The sequence below is a fragment of the Lentzea alba genome, assembly GCF_011067745.1.
GTDB classification, from domain to species: Bacteria; Actinomycetota; Actinomycetes; order Mycobacteriales; family Pseudonocardiaceae; genus Lentzea; species Lentzea alba.
This window is the reverse complement of the sequence record NZ_JAAMPJ010000001.1, coordinates 1,306,334-1,324,947: the sequence shown is the minus strand read 5'-3', so window position 1 is coordinate 1,324,947 and position 18,614 is coordinate 1,306,334. Positions and strand designations below refer to the sequence as shown.

Sequence of the window (18,614 nt, the reverse complement as noted above, 5' to 3'; positions counted from 1 at the left end):
GGGGACGTGTGCGATCCGGCGAGTTGCGGGGGAAGATGTTGGCGTGTCCGAGCCGAAGCCGTTGAACCCTACAGAGCAGGACGCTCTGGTTAAGCAGATCGGCCTGACTCTCATGCGGGCCGCCCCCGAGGACTGGCGCAGCGTCATCGCGCAGTACCGAGCCACCGGCCGGTACTTCGAGCTGGAGGCCGAACTGCGCCTGCAGGACGGCACCTCGCACTCGTGGGCCGTGCCGCAGGACGTGGCCTCGTTGTTCGCCAGGCTGCGCGCGGGCATGCACCGCGAGGGCAGGGGCAGCTGGACGAACGCCCGTTACCAGCTCGATCACCCGTCCAGCTACAACCTCGACTTCGACCGCGCCGAGCCGAGCTGGCAGACGCCTCCTCCGCAGCAGGCGTACTTCGACGAGATGCGGTTCTTCCCGCGTGTCGACGAGAACGTGCCGGACTGGCTGCGCCGCCGGCTGAACCCGCCGACGCCGGTGTTCCGCACGGTCCGGGTGTTCGACGGGGCGGGCCCTGGCGGCCGTCCGTCGGTCAACCGGCCGCCGGTGCCGGAACCCGAGGTCGCGCCGCTGCTCGCGTACCTGTCGAACGCGCCGGTCGCCGTGGCCGGTCGCGGGTTCGACGCCGACGTGCTGGACCGAGAGTCCCCGCAGGTCGTGCCGTCCGGGTTCCAGACGGACGGTGCGTGGATCTGGCCCGTGGGCGTTTCGTACTACTTGCGCAAGTACGGCGTGCCGCCCGAGCCGGAGCTGGTCGAACGCGCCCGTGCCGCCGGGTTCAGCCTGCCCGAGGTGTCCGAGGAGTCCCGGCTCGCCGCCGCCGCGAACCTCGGCGCACCGGCCGCGCCTCCCGGAACCGTCGTGCCGGCACCGCCGCAGGTCGAGCCGGCACCCGAGCCGGAGCCGCAACCGCAGTCGGACGAGACGCAGTACGTCACGCCGCCGAAGTTCGACGACGAGCCGGAGCCCGAGGTCGAGGAGTACGACTTCGAGCCGCTGACGCCCGAGCCGCAGGCCGCCGAGGTCACGACCGAGCAGCCGCAGATCCAGCCCCTGATCCAGCCGCAGGTCCAGCACGTCGAGCCGGAGCCCGAGCGGGAACCGGAGGACGTCCCCGCCACGGTCGCGGTGCCGGTGCCAGGCGTCGACGGCCCGCCGTACCGGGTGGTCTTCGACTCCGACGGCGTGCCCGACGTCGACGACCGGCGTCTGCGCGACACGTACGGCGCGGGCATGGACCTCTTCGCGCCGCATCCGACCGAGGTCGAGGAACCGGAGCCGGTCGCCGTCGTGGTTCCGGCCCCGGTGCCCGACGTGGTGGCCGAGGAACCGACCGAAACGGACCTCGACCACGAACAAGACGTCGTGGACGTCGACGACGAACCCGAGATCCCGACCGCCGGGCCGGACGAGCCGGAGCTCCTCACACACCACCGCGAGGAGGAGCGCACGGACCACCTCGTCGCGGAGACCGCGGAACGCCCCCGCGACGCCATGCAGGACACGATGGCGTGGAGCCCGGTCCTCGACGAGCCCCAGGAGAGCCCGGCCGAGGTCACCGAGGAGCACCCGGTCGTCCCCGTCGCCGAGGACGAGCCCGACCTGACCGAGGACGAGGTCGAGTCCACCGCGTCGTTCGAGCGGGAGGCGTTCGAGCCCGCCGGTTTCGAGCCCGCCGGTTTCGAGCCGACCGGCTTCGAAGCTGCGGGGTTCGAGCCCCAGAAGCCGCACTTCGAGAACAAGTTCGAGTCGCAGTTCGACGCACCGCGGGTCGTCGAGCCCGTTGCCGAGCCCTCGCCGGCGATGGTCGCGCCGCTGCCCGTCGCGGCGCCCGCCCCGACTCACGTCGAGGAGACGACCCAGTTCGACGCGGCGCTGTTCAACGAGCCGGAGGTCGAGCCAGAGGTCGAACCGGAACCGGAGCCGGAGCCGGAACCGGTGAAGCCGCCGCGGCAGGTCACGCAGGAGGAGGACCGCGAGCTGGCGGGCACCCGCCGCGCGCTCGACGACCTCAGCGTGCCGCACGGCGTCTACCGGATCGGCGAGCCGGCCGACCGCACCTGGACGCTGCGCCTCGACGGCGACAGCTGGGAGGTGTGCTGGTTCGACCACGGCCCGAAGAACCCGGTGCGGTTCGACAAGGTCGAGGACGCGTCGGCGTACCTGGTCGGCAGGCTGGTGATGGGCAACTTCCGCACGATCGTGCGTACGCCGCCCCCGCCCCCGCCGCCGCAACGGCCGATGAGCAACGGTTTCCGCGAGGAGCCGCGCCGCCCCGTGCCGCCGCAGCGCCCGCCGATGCCGCCACCCGCCCAGCCTGCCCCGCAGGCACCCGCACCGCAGGCGGCACCGGTCCAGCAGGCACCCGCACCGCAGGCACCGCCACCGCCCGCGCCGACGCAGCAGGTCCCGGCTCCCGCGCCGGCACCGATCGCCGCGGCCGTGGCGCAGGAGGAGCCGTCGAAGCGGAAGTTCCCGATCTCACCGCTCGCGGGCGAGCCGCCGCTGACGTTGTTCCGCCACAAGCAGATGTTCGAACTGCCGGCGGGCACCGAGGTCGACCGCTACGGCGACCAGGCGGGCAACCTCGTCTACGTGGCGGGCACGCCGTTCCCGGAACGCAGCCTCGTGCCGTCGTGGATCAACCGCCCGTACCGCGTGTACCGGTTGCGCCGCCCGCTCGAGGTGCTGAGCGGGGTCGCGGTGCCGTGGTTCGAGCAGCCCGGTGGCGGAACCGCCTACCTGTTGCCGAAGGCGATCGAGGAGATGGTCGCCGACGGCGTCCTGGTGGAGATCACGGGATCAGCTGACCACTAGTCCGTAGGCGGCCGCGAAAGTGATCGCCTGCTCGACGTCGATCAGGGCTCCGGCGAGCTTGGCTTGCCGGAGCCCGTTCGCGTCGATCTGCGCCCCGCGCAGGTCCGCGCCTTCGAGCTTGGCGTCGAGCAGCCGTGCGCCCATCAGGTCCGCCTTGCTCAGGTCGGTGTCTCGCAGGTCGGCCTCGCTGAGGTTCGTCTCGCGGAACCGCTGCCCGCCGAGCTTCAGGTCGTACAGCGGTGCCTTCACGAACGACGCCAGCGTGAAGTCCACCTCGGTGAAGGTGATCGGCCGCAGCACGCAGTCGACGAAGTTCGAACCCATGAGGCTGCACGAGTTGAACGTCGACCGCGTCAGCACGGTGCGGTCGAAGGTGCACTGCCGGAACGCCGTCGCGTGGTGCTTCGACTCGCCGAGGTCCGTCCGGGTGAAGTCGCACCGGGTGAACGTGCACCCCGTCGTGACGAGCTCGCGGAGATCGGCTTCGGTGAAGTCGCAGTCGGTGAAAGACCGCTTCTCCCAGTGCTGACCGGGAAGGTTGGCGTCGGCGTAGTCCTCGCCGATCTCTTCGTCGGGGTTGTCCACTCTCACACTCTGCCATCGGCCACGTGTTGGTAACGTGCGGGACGCCGGGCGACCTGCCCGACGTCAACGAGGACCGTCATTCGGGAAGGCTCATGACCCGCACGCCCGTGAACGTCACTGTCACCGGTGCAGCCGGCCAGATCGGCTACGCACTGCTCTTCCGCATCGCTTCCGGCCACCTGCTGGGCCCGGACACCCCGGTCAACCTGCGCCTGCTGGAGATCACTCCGGCGCTGAAGGCCGCCGAGGGCACCGCGATGGAGCTCGACGACTGCGCCTTCCCGCTGCTGAAGGGCATCACGATCACCGACGACGCGAAGACCGCGTTCGACGGCGTGAACGTGGCCCTGCTCGTCGGCGCCCGCCCCCGCACCAAGGGCATGGAGCGCGGCGACCTGCTCGAGGCCAACGGCGGCATCTTCAAGCCGCAGGGCGAGGCGATCAACGCCGGCGCCGCGGACGACGTCAAGGTCCTCGTGGTCGGCAACCCTGCCAACACCAACGCCCTCATCGCCCAGCAGCACGCGCCGGACGTCCCGCGCGAGCGCTTCACCGCGATGACCCGCCTGGACCACAACCGCGCCCTGTCGCAGCTCGCCAAGAAGCTGGGCGTCGCGGTCACGGACATCCAGAACATGACGATCTGGGGCAACCACTCGGCCACCCAGTACCCGGACCTGTTCCACGCCAAGGTGGGCGACAAGACCGCCGCCGAGGCCGTGAACGACCAGGCGTGGCTGGAGAACGACTTCATCCCGACCGTCGCCAAGCGCGGTGCGGCGATCATCGAGGCCCGTGGCGCTTCCTCGGCCGCTTCGGCCGCGAACGCCGCCATCGACCACATCTACGACTGGGTCAACGGCACCGAGTGGACCTCGATGGCCATCCCGTCGGACGGTTCGTACGGCGTGCCCGAGGGCATCATCTCGTCGTTCCCCGTCAAGTGCTCCGGTGGTTCGTACGAGATCATCCAGGGCCTGGAGATCGACGAGTTCTCCCGCGGCCGCATCGACGCCTCCGTGGCCGAGCTGGTCGAGGAGCGCGACGCGGTGAAGGGCCTCGGCCTGATCTGATCCGTGCCTGTCCTTGATTGTGACAGTGTGGGGCGCGTGCGGATTCCATGGGACGTGCCCCAGCCACAGCTCTCCGACGACGTGCACCCTGCGCTCGCCGATGCCGCTCGTGCGGCGTCGGCGGCGTACGGGCGCGCCCGCTCGTTGCACACGCGCCTCGAACTCCGCGAAGAAGTGGCGGACGGCGCCGACGGAACACCGACGATGCGCGTCGATCGCATCGTCGAGGACGCGATCCTGGAATCCATCCACCGCAATCGCGTGAACCTGCTCTCCGAGGAAGCCGGCTTCGTCGACAACGGCTCCTCGATCACCCTCGTCATCGACCCGGTCGACGGGTCCGCGAACGCCGCGTTCGGCGTTCCTCTCTCGTGCTTCGCCGGCGCGCTCGTTGAAGACGGCACGGCTCGCGAAGCGTTGACGACATGGTTCGACACGGGCCGTGCGTGGCATGCGCGCGCAGGGGTTCCAACGGCGTTCCGCACGACTGGGCGTACGACGTTGGACGGCGCGTCCGTGTGTTTGATGCGCCCGAAGACAGGCACGCAGGACGCGTGGCTGCGCATCGCGAACCGCGCCGACCGCATCCGGGTGCTGTGCACCACCTGCCTGGAGACCATGCTGGTCGCCGAGGGCACGGTCGACGCGTTCATCGATCCGGGCAGCGACACGCACCGGATCATGGACCTCGCGACGGCGCTGGTCACCGTGCCCGCCGCGGGTGGCGTGCTGGTCGACCTGCACGGGCGGCCGTTCACGTTCGAGCCCGACCTGACCCACCGGTGGTCAGGCGTGGCGGCAGCGACTCCTCAGCTTGCCGAGGAGTTGATCGCGACGGTGCTCGGGGACTAGATGGCTCCCCGTGGCTCGACGATGCAGTCGGGACCGGGGAAGACCAGGCCCTCGTGGCCGTCGTTGAAACGGACCAGGTACGGCGGCTGGCCGTCGTTCCCGCGCACTTCGAGGATCTCGCCCAGGCGCTCCTCGAGGCCGACGGAGCGGCTGTGGACGTGGAGCCTGTCACCAACTGTTGCTTGCATGATGCTGCAACACCTCCGGTGTGCGGCGTGAGGCTTGGCGATGAACGCGTTAAAGCGTAGGCCGACGCCGGAGGTGCGCAACAGGGCTCAAATGCTCATCCGCCGCAAGCTGCGGAGACCTTCGCGACGAGGTCGGCCTTCTTCTGCACCCAGTCCGCCGCGGAGTTGACGTTCTGCATGCCGTTGGCCGCTTCCTCGAGAGCCTTCTTGACCTGCTCGTCCGGAGCGGAGTTCGCGAGGTTCTCGAGCTCCTTCGCCTTCGCCTGGGTGTCCTCGAGCGCCTTCTGCGGGTCGCTCAGGTCCGGCGAGAAGCCCAGCAGCGAGACCGCGTCGGCGCACAGCTTCACCTTGTCCGCGGTGTCGCTGACGCCCTGGATCGTGTCGCAAGCCGTCAGGCTGCCCAACGCGATGACGGCTGCTACCAGCGGTCCGACTACGCGCATTCGCTCTCCCTCTGCCCGATGTGTCCGTTTACCGTTACCAATTACTCTACCGATGTGCTTCTTGATCGACCTGGCGTTGGTAGAGCTTTCGGATGACGTCGTCGATTTCCGGCTCCACGACGGCGAGGTCGTGGACCTCCACCTGCCGCACCACCTGCGTGATCAACTGAGCCGCCGTGATCTCCGCTCTCCTGAACGTGAGGTGGTGTCGCAATCCGTTGGCCTCGCTGCGCACCGCCGTTACTCCTGGGACGTCCGGCGCCGGTCCGGGTTCCCGCAGGTCGATGACGAGCTCGCGGTCCGGGGTGACCTCGGCGCGCAGTTCGGCCAGCGGGCCGTCGGCGAGCACCCGGCCGTGGTCGATCACCATCAGCCGCGGGCAGAGACGTTCGATGTCGTCCAGGTCGTGCGTGGTGAGCAGGAGCGTGGTGCCGCGGCGGGTGTTGATGTCCGCCAGGAACTCCCTGAGGCGTTCCTTCGACTCCAGGTCCAGGCCGATGGTCGGTTCGTCGAGCACCAGCAGTTCGGGTGCGTGCAGCAGGGCGGCGGTGATCTCGCCGCGCATCCGCTGGCCCAGCGAGAGCTGCCGCACCGGAGTGATCAGAAGCTCTTGCATGCCGAGGAGTTCGACGCACTCGTCGAGCCGCGCCTGGTAGTCCTGTGTGGACACCCGGTAGATGGACTTGAGCAGGTCGAAGCTGTCCTTGAGCGGCAGGTCCCACCAGAGCTGGCTGCGCTGCCCGAACACCACGCCGATGCGCTTCGCCAGATCGCGCCGTTGCTTCGCCGGGTCCACCCCGCTGACCTGGATGTGACCGCTGGTCGGCACCAGGATCCCGGTCAGCATCTTGATCGTCGTGGACTTGCCGGCACCGTTCGGCCCGACGTACCCGACGGCTTCTCCCGCCTTGACGTCGAACGTGACACCGTCGACCGCCGTGACGGTCTTGTAGTTGCGCCGCAGGCCTTTCGACGTGGCGACCTTGAACTCCCTGCGGAGCTCCCTGACCTCGATCATGATCCCGTTCCCCGGTAGTGCCTGACCGCGAACCGCCACACGAGCCCGGCGACGGTTGCCGCCAGCGCCGCGACGAGCGGTGATGTCCAGCCGACCCAGCCCGGCAGGCCGAGCGGATCTTCTTTTCCGAGCAGAGCGAGGCTCGGGTAGTACGCGACGAACGCCCCCGGCACGATGAACGCCATGACCCAGCGCAGCGGCGCGGAGTAGACGTTGATCGGGTACGACGTGAAGGCGTTGCTGCCGTAGGTGACCGCGTTGGCGAACTCGCGCCCCTCGACGATCCAGAAGCAGATCGAGCACGCCACGACCCAGACCGCGCTGTAGATCACCGCGCCGGCCATCGGCGTCAGGATCGTCAGCACGATCTTCGCCGGCGTCCAGTCGATCGCGACGTGCGACAGCGCGTAGGCCATGACGGCGAGCGCGCCGGTGATGCGGCCGACCCTCCTGAGCCGGATGTCGGACACCATGATCTGCGGCAACGTGCCGAGCGGTCGCATCAGCAGCACGTCGAAGGTGCCGGTGCGGATGTAGGTCGGCAGGTTGTCGAGCTGCCCGGCGAACAGGTCCGCGACCCCGAACGCGGCGCCCGCGAACGCGTACATCAGCAGCACTTCGTTCTTGGTGAACCCGCCGAGCGCGTTGATCTGGCTGAACAGCACCAGGATGACGATCAGCTCGTAGGACTGCGCCATCACCTGCGAGACGAAGTCCACCGCGAACGACGCCCGGTAGACCATCTGGCTTCTGAGCTTCGCGGCGATGAGCTTGGGGTAGATGACGTCAGCCACCCTGGACCACCACCTTGCGCACCGCGCGCTGCAGCGCGAGATGCCCGGTCGCCAGCACGACCGCGGCCCAGAACAGTTGGTACAGCAGGAGTTTCGCGGTGCTGCCGTGCCCGAGGAACACGTCGATCGGTGCCTGCAGCAACGCCGGGAACGGCGTCATCCACAACGTGTCCCGAGCCCACTCGGGGAAGAACGAGATCGGCACCGTCAGCCCGCAGAGCAGGCCGGAGGTGACGTTCCAGAACCCGTACACCCCGCGGTTGTCGAGCAACCAGAACGCGCTGATCTCCACCAGGAACCGCACCCCGAAGCTGATCACGAGCGCGATGACTGCGCTGAGCAGGAAGAGCGGCCACCTGACCGGGTTGTCGGGGAACTGGAAGGGAAAAAGCAGCATGCCGAACACCATCGGCGGCGCCAGCCTGGTCATGAACGCGAAACCGCCGCGCCCGACGTCCTGGGCGAGCAGCGCACCCTGCAGGTGCCATGGCCGATACAGGTCGACCACGACGTCACCGGATCGCACGCGCTCGGCGAGCTCGTTGTTCCCCCACAACAGGACGAACCCGAGCAGCCCCTGCCCGATCCAGACGTACGTGTTGGTGGCAGCGATGTCGTAGTCCGCGATCTCGCCGTTCGCCGCCGTGACCGCGGCGGAGATGATGGCGAGGCGCAGCAGGCCGAAGACCACGTTCGTGGTCATTCCGGCCAGCATCGCTTGTCGGTAGGTCGAGTACCTTCGGAATCCAGCAATGATCAAATCGGCGTGAACACGCACGTCGATCTACGTTAGTGACCGTCGCAAGTGGATTTAGCTCGACCCGAACGCGCTGGTCACGACCTCGCCTGCCTCCGGCTGCGCGCCGAGGCAGAGGAAGTAGTTGCGGGTGCCGTCCTTGAACCCGACCGCGGTCATCTCCCAGCCGGTGGTGTCGACGGTAGGCCGGGTGCTGGCCTTCATCAGCGCCGGCGTGCAGACGTTCTTCACCTCGGCCGAAGCCAGCAACTCGTCGGAGTCGACCGCCGGGATGTCGCCGGAGAGCCAGCCCCCGCCGAACGCCTCCCAGTAGTGCTCGTTCGCGCAGCTGCCGACCTTGCGCGCGACCGCGGGCATGCCACCGATGCTCGTGATGCCGCGGAAGCAGGTCGACTGGTCGACGCAGAACCCGGCATCGCACTTCTTGAGGAACGGCGGGATGTCCTCGGCGCCGCCCGGCTGCGTCGTCGCCGGTCCGGCACCTTGGGCGGTCGCTTGTTCCTTGTTGAAGAAGTTCCACGTGAGCAGGCCGGCGGCGACCACGACGACCAGTCCTGCCGCGGCGGCGACCAGCGGCCACGGCTTGCGCTTGGGCTGGGGAGGGACCGGCACGGTGGGCTGCCGCATCGGGTCGAGCAGTTCGTCGCGGAACTGCGCGGCGCTCGGCGTGCGCAGGTTGGCGTCCGGGTGCAGGGCCCGCGCCAGCGTGTCGTGCAGCGCCGGCGGCACCCCGTCGACCGCGGCGATCGGCCTGCGCAGGATCTCGCCGAGCTGGTCGAACGACGTGATCGGCCACGGCACCGGACGCGGCGGCTTGCCGGCGAGCAACGTGTAGAGCGTCGCGGCGAGCGAGTAGACGTCGGCCTGCGGCGTGGGCTCGGCCATCGCGAACGCTTCCGGCGGCGCGTAACTGGGGCTCAGGGCGTCCCGCGTGACCGTGCTGCCACCCTGCGCGTCCAGCAGCGCCGCGAGCCCGAAGTCGGCCAGCTTCGGCGTGCCGTAGCGGTCGACGAGGATGTTGCCGGGCTTGATGTCCCGGTGCAGCACACCTTCCTGGTGTGCCGCGGCCAGCGCGTCCGCCAGCTTGATGCCCAGGTCTCTCACGTGTTCCGGGTGCAACGGGCCTTGCTGATCGAGCTGGTCGGCGAGCGACCCGCCCGTGCACAGCTCCATGACCATGTACGGCGTGCCCTGGGCGGTGATGTTCGCGTCGTGCACCCCGACGACGTGCGGATGCCCGGACAACTTCGCCGCGGCGTGCGCCTCGCGGAGGAACCTCCTCCTGTCGCGCTCGTCGACGAGCACCCTGTTGTCGATCTTCACCGCGACGTCGCGGCCGAGCTGTGCCTGATGGGCGCGGTAGACGGTGGCGAACCCGCCTGCGCCCAGGGGTCTCAGGTCGGACAGGCCGGGAATGTGGGGTGCGGTCACGCGCGGCAGCTTAGTTCCGCACCCCGACAATTCCGGCCTAGACCGTGCAGTTCAGCGAACCACTCCTGAGCGCGTGGCTGCTCGTGTTGTCGTCGTCCGACCACAACACGACCTTCTTGCCGTTGACGCAGCTCGGCGAGATCGCGAACCCTTCGAGGTTCACGTTCGGCAGTGTCGACGGCCGGTTGTACGTGGCCGTGACCTCGAAGCTGCCGCTGCTGAGGGCGAGCGTCGTCGTCCGCCCGCTGCAGTTGTTGTCGCAGCCGGCCCACAACTTGGCGCCGTCGAACTCCAGCTCCATCACCTGGCTCTGACCGCTCGCGAACGTGCTCAGCAACCTGGCGTTCGTGCCCTGCAAGGCGTACACGTACACCTCACCGGTGGCCTCCAACCCGACGAAGAACAACCCGCTGCCGTGGCCGGGGTAGTCCGCGGGGTTGTAGGTCTTACCGCTGTCGTCCTTGAAGCCGTTCTGCGTGAGGAACGAGTCCGGCACCCACGAGATCGCCTCGGGCCCGTCGTTGGGATCGACCTCCGGCATGCCACCGAGCTCCCACTCGGCAATCGCATTGCTGCCACTGCCGTACTTGAGAATCATCGGCGCGCTCACGTCACCGTCGTCGTTGTCGCGCTCGACCGCGACGAAGAGCCCGTCCGGCGTGCTCACGACCCCTTCGGCATCGGGGTCGCCCTGCCCGTCCGCGAAGTTGAGCGACCGCTTCTGGTCAACCTTCCAAGTACTTCCGCTGGGCACGAGCCGGTACAGCGTCGAGGGCCCGTTCTTGACCGCCCACACGACGCTCGGGCTCTCGAACGACAACCCGCTCAGGTTCTTGCCGAAGACGTTCGTCCCGTCCGCGTACCTGGTGGCGGAGTCGCCCGGCCACGACGTCGCAGCCTCCGCGGGAATGCAGGCCAGACCCAGCACGAGGACGGTGAACACGCCAATCGCCTTGATGCGCAACGCAAACGCCCTTCTCTCACGAGGCAGGATGATCACACCTCGTTCGGGGCGGCGGACGTCCAGTGCACCAGACGACGAACAGTTCGGGCTACTTCTTGGCGGCGGTCTTGGCCGCCTTCTTGAAGTCGCGCACCTCGAGCAACGACTTCTGATCGGTCACATCGGCCACGCTACGTCGGCTTCCCTGCTCGCCGTAGTGCCCGGCCGCCTCCCGCCAGCCCTCGGGCTGAACGCCGAACTGCTTGCCCAAAAGGGCGAGGAAGATCTTGGCCTTCTGGTCCCCGAACCCCGGCAACGCCTTGAGCCGCTTGAACACCGTAGCCCCGTCACCGTCGGCCCAGATCTTCGTGACGTCCCCGTCGTACTGCTCGACGACGAACTGGCTGAGTGCCTGCACTCGCTTGGCCATGCTGCCGGGGAACCGGTGCACGGCGGGCGGGGTGGCCATGATCGCGGCGAAGGTCTCCGGGTCGGCCTCGGCGATGCGGTGCACGTCCAGGCCGTCCATGCGGTCGGCGAGGACCTTGGGGCCGGAGAACGCCTTCTCCATCGGAATCTGCTGGTCCAGCAGCATTCCAGTCAGCAGGGCGAACATGTCCTTCGCCAGCAACGCGTCCGCGTCGGGGTTCTGCGCGAGGCACAGCGTGCGGGTCATAGCGGGAAGGATGACACGTCACGGAGAAGATCGCCGATAGCGGCCCGGCGCGATGCCGAAGGACCGCTTGAAGGCCGTGGCGAACGCGAACTCCGAGGTGTAGCCGACGGCGGCGGCGACGGAGTTGAGCGGCGCGTCGGTGGAACGCAGCACGCGTGCCGCCAGGGTCATTCGCCACCACGTCAGATACGCCAGCGGCGGTTGGCCGGTGTGATCGGTGAAGCGGCGAGCGAACGTCGCGCGGGAGAGGCCCGCGGTGGAGGCGAGCCTGGCGACTGTCCACGGTGCGGCCGGCATGTCGTGCATGGCTTGCAGGGCGGTGGCCACCGGATGATCGCGCAGTGCCGCTGCCCAGCCTGTGCCGGTGGTGGTGCACCAGGAGCGGAGGGCGTGCACCAGCAGAACGTCGAGCAGTGCGGGAACCAGCGCGTCTGAGCCCAGGTTCGGTTGAGCCAGTTCGGCGTTCAGCAGCGTGGCGGCAGGGGATGAGGGTGCGCGCAGGAGCCCTGGCAGCGAGCGCAGGAGCGGGTGCAGGCGGGACGGGTCCACCTCGTAGGCGCCGCAGAGCGTGACGCACGGGCCTTCGCCGGACATCGTGTGTCCTTCGTCGAACACCACGACGATGTCGCCTGCGTGCAGAGTCATGTCCCCGAGCCTGCACTTCCCGCTGACCACGACGTGGAAGCCCAGCGAGCCGGGTACCGGTGGGTAGCGTTGTTCCCAGGAACCTTCGCGTTCGAAGCGGGCGGAACGGGGTGTGCCGGTGCGCATCACGGTGATCACGTCGCTCAGCACGTCCACGATGAGACGATCTCATATGAAGTTGAGCTTGCAGCACATGGATGGTCTCGCTGGCGCCGCTTAGCTTGATCGTCATGAAGATCGCGCGCATCCACGAGTTCGGCGGGCCGGACGTGATTCGGCTCGACGACGTACCGCTGCCGGTGCCAGGGCCTGCTGAGGTGCTGGTCCGGGTCGCAGCGACCAGCTTCAACCCCACCGAGGGCTGGCTGCGGAGAGGCATGGTGCCGATGCCGGTGACGTTGCCGTTCGCGTTCGGGTGGGACGTCGCGGGCACCGTGGTCGAGAGCGGAGAGCAGGTGGTCGGCTTTCTCGACGGCGGTGCGGCGGCAGAGTTCGTTGCGGCGCCTCGGGAGCGCCTGGTCTCGGCGCCGCGGAACGTGCCGTTGCACCACGCGGCGGCGTTGCCGTTGGCCGGGCTCACCGCGTGGCAGGCGGTTGCCCAGGCGCGGCTGCGGCCGGGCGAACGAGTGCTGGTCAACGGTGCGGGCGGTGGCATCGGTGGAATCGTCGTGCAGCTTGCGAAGCGCGCTGGAGCACACGTGATCGCGACCGCGTCGCCGCGCAGTGCCGCCGCGGTCAGGGCGTTCGGGGCGGACGAGGTCGTCGATTACACCCTGGCTCCGCTGCCGCAGGACGCGGACGTGGTGCTCAACCTCGTCGGTACCGCGGACGTGCCTGCCGGTGCGCGGACGGTGTCCATCACGACCAAGGTCGGTACGCACGTGGTCACTCGTTACGACCGCACTGAGCTGGCTGAACTCGTCGCCCTCGTCGAGAGCGGCGAACTGGCGCTCGATGTCACCGAAGTGCTTCCGCTCGACGCGATCGCGGAGGTGCACGGGCGCGGTGAGGTGGGCGACATCCGCGGGAAGATCGTGCTCACGCCCTGAACGGAGGTGGGAACTAGGCGCCGGCCACGCGGACTTCCGACACCACCTGGCGCACCAGCACGCGCAGTGCCTCGCGGTCGACGGTGGCCGGGTCGTCGGCCAGCCAGTCGCCGATCTCGCGCACGAACTGTTCCGGGGTCATCGGCGGCACGTCGAAGTCGAGGTCGTCGTCGCAGGTGACTTCGCCGGCTCGGCTCGGGTAGACGATCAGGGCGCCGCGGACTTCGAGCCACGGCAGCACTTCGGCGAAGCGTTCGACGCCTTCGAGGAGTTGCGAGCCGCCGCCGCGGAACGGGTGGCCGTTGCGCCAGAGTTCGCCGTCCTCGTCGCAGTAGTAGTGGCCGGGCAGCCACGACTTCGACTCGATCAGGACCAGGCGGCGGCCGCAGAGCAGGGCGTGGTCGACGTCGGTGAAGACGGAGCCGGGCCAGGCGAGGCCGTGGAAGATGCGCACGCCCGGTAGCTGCGTCAGGTACTCGGTCAACAATCCGGCGGTCAGCCGTTCGCGTCTGTTTTCACCCGTACGGCCGAAAATTGTGTTCCCGTCGTACTCGCCGGCGAACGCCCGTTCGGCCCGCGCGGTCACGATGTAGCGACGTACCAGTCGGAACGCGGCGTAACCGGCGCCCGCCACGAGCGGCAGCCAGACGGCCAGCAGCAGCGGGGACAGCGGCAGCGCCAACGGGATGAGCAGGACGAACCATCCGCCGATCGCGGCGGCCGCCGGGGCGTGGCCGAGGCCCGCGGCGGGAACGTAGCGGACGCGCGCACCCAGGTCGATGCGGTTCCACCAGTCCATCGCGCCGAGGTCGACGCGGGGGCGTGGGGCGGTGTAGTTCGGGTCGTCGCCGAAGTCGCGCAACCTGCCCGCGCGGCCTGTTCGACGAGGTCGCGGGCGTGCCTGCGGGCGGATGACCGGTGGTGGCGGCGCGGCGGGGCGGTCGTAGTCGGCGCGCCGGACCGGGTCCTTCAGCGTCTCGTAGGCCTCCTGGAGCATGCGGAAGCCGCCAGACGTCCCACCCGCGTCGGGGTGCATGACCTTGGCGAGAGAGCGGTAGGCCGACTTGATCTCCGAGGCGCTGGCGCCCCGGCTGACACCGAGCAACTCGTAGTAGTCGATCCCTGGCACGACACCGTCCAGTCCGAGGTTGATGCACGAACCTTATTGGGTCCAACACTTTCGCAGGGCATACGGCCCGGCATTCGCCGACTAGTGTGGTCCTCACGCAGTGCGATGGGGCCTGTAGCGCAGTGGTCGACGCGCCCTCCGTCATGGAGGGAGAACGCCGGTTCGAATCCGGCCGGTCCCGCTCTCTCAGGGGACACCCTCCCTGGCTCCCGCGTTCCCTCCTTCCCGACTCCTCGTACGGCCCGGTCGTGGTTCCGGTTCAAGCATTGACGACAGTGGTCTAGTCCACTTAGCTTGAGAGCAGCGCCGCCGCGCCGTCACCCATCGAGGAGACCGCCATGTTCAGGCGCAGAATCATCGCGGCGACAACGGCCCTGCTCATCGCCTTCACCCTGGCAGCACCGGCTTCCCAGGCCGCTCCGCAGGAAAACGTGGGCGCTCAGGCGATCACCAACCGCGTCGTCGGCTACTTCGTGCAGTGGGGCGTCTACCAGCGCAACTACCACGTCAAGAATATCCGCAGGTCCGGTTCGTCCAGCAAGCTGACGCACATCAACTACGCGTTCGGCAACGTCTCCGGCGGCCGCTGCGTCCTCGGCGACGCCTATGCCGACTACGACAAGTTCTACGACGTGGCGTCCTCTGTGGACGGTACGTCGGACACCTGGGACGCGGGTGCGTTGCGCGGCAACTTCAACCAGCTGCGCAAGCTCAAGAAGCTGCACCCCGGCCTGAAGGTCCTGTTCTCCTTCGGCGGCTGGACGTGGTCCGGTGGCTTCCCAGCGGCGGCGAGCAGCCCGAGTGCGGCGGCGGCGTTCGCGGACTCCTGCTACAAGCTCGTCGAGGACCCGCGCTGGGCGGACGTGTTCGACGGCATCGACATCGACTGGGAGTATCCCAACGCGTGCGGACTCACCTGTGACACCAGCGGTTTCAACTCGTTCAAGACGCTGATGCAGGCCGTGCGCAACCGCTTCGGCGGCAACAACCTCGTGACCGCCGCGATCACCGCGGACGCGTCCACCGGTGGCAAGATCGACAAGGCGGACTACGCCGGTGCCGCGCAGTACGTGAACTGGTACAACCCGATGACGTACGACTTCTTCGGTGCCTGGGCGGCGCAGGGCCCGACCGCGCCGCACTCGCCGCTCACCAGCTACACCGGCATCCCGCAGCAGGGCTTCAACACCGACGCGGCGATCCAGAAGCTGAAGAGCAAGGGCATTCCGGCCAACAAGATGTTGCTGGGACTGGGTTTCTACGGCCGCGGCTGGACCGGCGTCACCCAGTCGGCGCCCGGTGGCACGGCGACGGGTGCGGCGCCCGGCACGTACGAGGCCGGCATCGAGGACTACAAGGTGCTCAAGACCCGTTGTCCTGCCAACGGAACCGTCGCGGGCACGGCGTACGCCAAGTGCGGCAGCCAGTGGTGGAGCTACGACACCCCGGCGACGGTCCGCAGCAAGATCTCGTGGGCGAGCGGCCAGAACATGGGTGGCGTGTTCTTCTGGGAGCTCTCCGGAGACACGTCCAACGGTGAGCTGATCAGTGCGATCCGGTCCGGCATCGGCTGAGCGAGCCGGAAACCCGTGGCCGGACCTCGTGTCCGGCCACGGGTTTCACGAGATCAGCAGCCGCTCGACTCGATGCTCACTTCCCAGGCCGAGTCGGAGTCCCAGTCGGCCAGGCCAACGGCGCAGCTGCTTCCCGGCGAGTAGACCATGTTGCCGTAGTGCCGACCGGCCGTGGGCTTGGCGTCGTAGCGGACGATCTTGTTCCGTCCCTTGTCCCACACCGTCAGCTCCAGGCTGGGAGTGCCGCCCGCGTAGTTCGGGGTCTCGATCCAGTTCGTCTTGCACGTGCTGGAGTAGTACAGGATGAACGTGCCCTTCGCGGTCGCCTTGCGACCGGACTCCGACCGGCCCCCGCAGCCGCTGTCGTAGGGGTCTTTGCCGTCGCAGCCGGTGCCGCTGCAGGTGGCGGCGGCGGAGATCGGAGCCTCCGGCGCGGCGGTCGCGGCCGCCGTGAACCCACCCAGCAACGCGATGGAAAGGCCGGCGGTAGCAGCCGCACTGGCCAGCAACTTCTTCCCCATTTTGACATCTCCCTCAAATGTGAACATCCCCGCGACCCGAATTCCGGTCGCGAGCAAAATGCTGCCCACGCCGCCCTGCAGGATTCTTGCCAAAAGCTGGACAGTGCTTGGACCTGCACGGACGGCGGTGCCAGACTCGGCGCCGCGGGTTGGGGAGCCCGCGGTATCGCGTGGGGGGATTGATGGAGTTCCGCATTCTGGGACCGCTCGAACTATTCGACGGTGAGCAAAACCTCGCATTGGGAACGCCGCGCACCCGCGCGTTGCTCGCGGTTTTGCTCACCGCGCCCGGCCAGCTGTTCAGCATCGATCGCCTCGTCGACGAACTGTGGCCAGAGGAACCGCCGGAGGACGCCCGAGCGCTCATCCACAGCTACATCTCGCGGCTGCGACGCGTGCTCGGCAACGCCTCCGGCCGCCTCGTCAGCCGGAAACCGGGCTATCTCGTCCACGTCGACGAAAACGAGCTCGACCTGCATCGCTACCGGCAACGGGTCGCGGAAGCACAGGCCGCGCGCACGCCGCAGGATCGCGTCGAGCTGCTGCGCCTGGCCGAGAAGAGCTGGCACGGACCGCCGTTCGCCGACGTGCCACCGACCCCGGCGATCGTCGCCGCGGCCGCCCGGCTCACCGAACTGCGGCTCGCCACCCTCGAGGAGCAGTTCGACGCGGCCCTGGCCGCCGAGCACGACGTGATCGCCGAGCTGGCCGAACTGGTCGCCGCACACCCGTTGCGCGAGCGGTTCGTCGCGCAGCTCATGCGCGCGCTGCACCAGGCGGGACGGACGGCGGAAGCGCTCGACGCCTGTCAGCGGACCACCGATCGGCTGCGCGAGGAGCTCGGCGTCGATCCCGGTCCCGCGCTGCGCGACGCCCACCTCGCGATCATCGCCGCACCGGCCTGCGCCGGCCGCGCCCCGTGCCAGTTGCCGGACGACCTGCCGCCGCTCGTCGGACGGGACGACGCGCTCGCGACCGGCCGTGAGGTGCTCGCGTCGGCGTCACCCCGGCTCGCGGTGACCGGACCAGGCGGTGTCGGGAAGACGACCTTCGCCCTGTGGCTCGCACACCGCGAGCGCGACCGGTTCCCCGATGGCGTCGTCGTGACGAGGTGCGGTTCCGCGCCGGTCGACGAAGCGGTGCTGACCAGGCTCCTCGGCGCGTTCGGCCTCCAGCTCGACCGGCTGCCCGCCACCCCGCGCGAGCGGGGCGAGTTGTTCTGGGGCCTGCTCGGCACCCGGCGAGCGCTGATCGTGCTCGACGACGTGCCGGACGAGTCGCACGTGCGTCCCCTGCTGCCCGTCGCCGCCGGGTGCGGGCTGGTGGTGACCAGCCGCAGGAGGCTCGCGGGACTGGAGTCGCTGCGGTCGCTGCCGTTGGACGTGCTGCCCGCCGATGCCGCGATGTCGTTGCTGCGCACGGAGGCCGGTAGCAGGGAGATCGACGAGGACGCGAGCTCGATCGTCGAGGTGTGCGGCGGGCTGCCGCTGGCGATCAAGGTGGCCGGCGCGCGGTTGCGCACGCGCCCCAACTGGAAGGTCGACGACCTCGCCCGCCGGCTCGCCGACACCCGCGGCCGGCTCGACTGGCTGCAGCTCGGCGACCTCGGCGTGCGCACCAGCCTGGTGCAGAGCGTTTCCTGTCTGACGGACGACCAGCAGCGGCTGCTCTGCCGCCTCGGGCTGCTCGGCACCGGAGAGTTCGCGGGCTGGGTGACCGCCGCGCTGCTCGACCGCGACCTCGGCGAGGCGGAGCGCGTCCTCGACGATCTGGTGGAGGCGCACCTGGTCGAACCGGCCGGACACGGCGTCACCGGGCCGCGCTACCGCATGCACGACCTGATCGGACTGGTCGCCGCCGAACTCGCCGATCCGGGCGACCTCGCGTCGATCACCCGGCTGCGACTCGGCTGGCTCGCGCTCGCCGTCGCGGCCGACGACCAGCTCGCGCGCTGGTTCGGACCCGACCGCGAGCCCGCACCGGCCTGGCGACCACCGGCGGACACGATCGCGCAGGTCGCCGCCGATCCGCTGCGGTGGTTCGACGAGGAGTACGACGCACTGGCTGCGGCGATGCGCGGCACCGACGCCGTGCCGTGGGCACGGCTGGGGTGAG

At 69.0% G+C, this 18,614-nt stretch carries 18 protein-coding genes and 1 tRNA gene; 7 read left to right on the top strand and 12 right to left on the bottom strand.

All coding sequences use genetic code 11. The features are described from left to right. Positions 1-43 precede the first annotated feature (43 nt). On the top strand, positions 44-2,821 hold the full coding sequence (locus tag G7043_RS06320; protein ID WP_166044571.1) for a TNT domain-containing protein: 2,778 nt from the start codon (positions 44-46) through the stop codon (positions 2,819-2,821). On the opposite strand, the gene G7043_RS06315 is transcribed toward G7043_RS06320, so the two are convergent. After that, positions 2,807-3,406 carry a pentapeptide repeat-containing protein gene (locus G7043_RS06315; RefSeq protein ID WP_166044570.1) on the bottom strand — a complete coding sequence of 200 codons (600 nt, stop codon included), beginning with the start codon at positions 3,404-3,406 and terminating at the stop codon, positions 2,807-2,809. The two genes, G7043_RS06320 and G7043_RS06315, sit on opposite strands and share 15 nt — an antisense overlap. A 92-nt stretch (positions 3,407-3,498) precedes the next feature. On the opposite strand from G7043_RS06315, the gene G7043_RS06310 reads away from it, so the two are divergent. Together G7043_RS06310 and G7043_RS06305 are read left to right on the top strand one after the other, a co-directional pair. Continuing rightward, complete coding sequence (locus G7043_RS06310) at positions 3,499-4,479, top strand: malate dehydrogenase (RefSeq protein ID WP_045313228.1); 981 nt, start codon at positions 3,499-3,501, stop codon at positions 4,477-4,479. A gap of 36 nt (positions 4,480-4,515) precedes the next feature. Continuing rightward, on the top strand, positions 4,516-5,331 hold the full coding sequence (locus G7043_RS06305) for an inositol monophosphatase family protein (protein WP_313887720.1): 816 nt from the start codon (positions 4,516-4,518) through the stop codon (positions 5,329-5,331). Here the strand turns inward: G7043_RS06305 and G7043_RS06300 are convergent. The 9 genes from G7043_RS06300 to G7043_RS06260 form a co-directional block, all read right to left on the bottom strand. Then, a complete protein-coding gene (locus tag G7043_RS06300; protein ID WP_166044569.1) occupies positions 5,328-5,519 on the bottom strand; it encodes a DUF1918 domain-containing protein in 192 nt (63 codons plus the stop codon). The genes G7043_RS06305 and G7043_RS06300 overlap by 4 nt on opposite strands. A 95-nt stretch (positions 5,520-5,614) precedes the next feature. Beyond that, positions 5,615-5,962 (bottom strand): hypothetical protein, encoded by a 348-nt coding sequence (locus G7043_RS06295; RefSeq protein ID WP_166044568.1) that lies wholly within the window; start codon positions 5,960-5,962, stop codon positions 5,615-5,617. A gap of 46 nt (positions 5,963-6,008) precedes the next feature. Next, positions 6,009-6,980 carry an ABC transporter ATP-binding protein gene (locus G7043_RS06290; RefSeq protein WP_166044567.1) on the bottom strand — a complete coding sequence of 324 codons (972 nt, stop codon included), beginning with the start codon at positions 6,978-6,980 and terminating at the stop codon, positions 6,009-6,011. Then, positions 6,977-7,774 carry an ABC transporter permease gene (locus tag G7043_RS06285; RefSeq protein WP_166044566.1) on the bottom strand — a complete coding sequence of 266 codons (798 nt, stop codon included), beginning with the start codon at positions 7,772-7,774 and terminating at the stop codon, positions 6,977-6,979. The genes G7043_RS06290 and G7043_RS06285 overlap by 4 nt, the downstream gene beginning before the upstream one ends. After that, positions 7,767-8,477 carry an ABC transporter permease gene (locus G7043_RS06280; protein ID WP_242641841.1) on the bottom strand — a complete coding sequence of 237 codons (711 nt, stop codon included), beginning with the start codon at positions 8,475-8,477 and terminating at the stop codon, positions 7,767-7,769. Before G7043_RS06280 ends, G7043_RS06285 begins: the two co-directional genes overlap by 8 nt. A 108-nt stretch (positions 8,478-8,585) precedes the next feature. Then, positions 8,586-9,962: a serine/threonine-protein kinase gene (locus tag G7043_RS06275; protein ID WP_166044564.1), complete on the bottom strand. Its 1,377-nt coding sequence runs from the start codon at positions 9,960-9,962 to the stop codon at positions 8,586-8,588. Positions 9,963-9,999: 37 nt separating this feature from the next. Beyond that, entirely contained in the window at positions 10,000-10,905 is a 906-nt protein-coding gene (locus tag G7043_RS06270; RefSeq protein WP_207310574.1) for a hypothetical protein, read from the bottom strand. 109 nt (positions 10,906-11,014) lie between these two features. Then, a complete protein-coding gene (locus G7043_RS06265) occupies positions 11,015-11,581 on the bottom strand; it encodes an HhH-GPD-type base excision DNA repair protein (RefSeq protein WP_166044562.1) in 567 nt (188 codons plus the stop codon). A gap of 18 nt (positions 11,582-11,599) precedes the next feature. Then, positions 11,600-12,382, bottom strand: coding sequence for an AraC family transcriptional regulator (locus G7043_RS06260; RefSeq protein WP_166044561.1), 783 nt, complete (start codon positions 12,380-12,382; stop codon positions 11,600-11,602). Between the two features lie 74 nt (positions 12,383-12,456). Here G7043_RS06260 and G7043_RS06255 point away from each other — a divergent pair, with 74 nt between their 5' ends. Continuing rightward, positions 12,457-13,275 (top strand): NADP-dependent oxidoreductase, encoded by an 819-nt coding sequence (locus G7043_RS06255; RefSeq protein WP_166044560.1) that lies wholly within the window; start codon positions 12,457-12,459, stop codon positions 13,273-13,275. Positions 13,276-13,288: 13 nt separating this feature from the next. Here the strand turns inward: G7043_RS06255 and G7043_RS06250 are convergent, their stop codons facing one another. Beyond that, positions 13,289-14,404: a DnaJ domain-containing protein gene (locus G7043_RS06250; RefSeq protein WP_166044559.1), complete on the bottom strand. Its 1,116-nt coding sequence runs from the start codon at positions 14,402-14,404 to the stop codon at positions 13,289-13,291. Positions 14,405-14,511: 107 nt separating this feature from the next. On the opposite strand from G7043_RS06250, the gene G7043_RS06245 reads away from it, so the two are divergent. Together G7043_RS06245 and G7043_RS06240 are read left to right on the top strand one after the other, a co-directional pair. Beyond that, positions 14,512-14,585: transfer RNA gene (locus G7043_RS06245), tRNA-His, on the top strand. A gap of 157 nt (positions 14,586-14,742) precedes the next feature. Further along, complete coding sequence (locus tag G7043_RS06240; protein WP_166044558.1) at positions 14,743-15,978, top strand: glycoside hydrolase family 18 protein; 1,236 nt, start codon at positions 14,743-14,745, stop codon at positions 15,976-15,978. Between the two features lie 53 nt (positions 15,979-16,031). On the opposite strand, the gene G7043_RS06235 is transcribed toward G7043_RS06240, so the two are convergent. Further along, positions 16,032-16,499 (bottom strand): DUF2690 domain-containing protein, encoded by a 468-nt coding sequence (locus G7043_RS06235; protein ID WP_166044557.1) that lies wholly within the window; start codon positions 16,497-16,499, stop codon positions 16,032-16,034. A gap of 182 nt (positions 16,500-16,681) precedes the next feature. Here G7043_RS06235 and G7043_RS06230 point away from each other — a divergent pair, with 182 nt between their 5' ends. After that, positions 16,682-18,613, top strand: a complete 1,932-nt coding sequence (locus G7043_RS06230; protein WP_166044556.1) for an AfsR/SARP family transcriptional regulator — start codon at positions 16,682-16,684, stop codon at positions 18,611-18,613. Position 18,614: the final 1 nt, after the last annotated feature.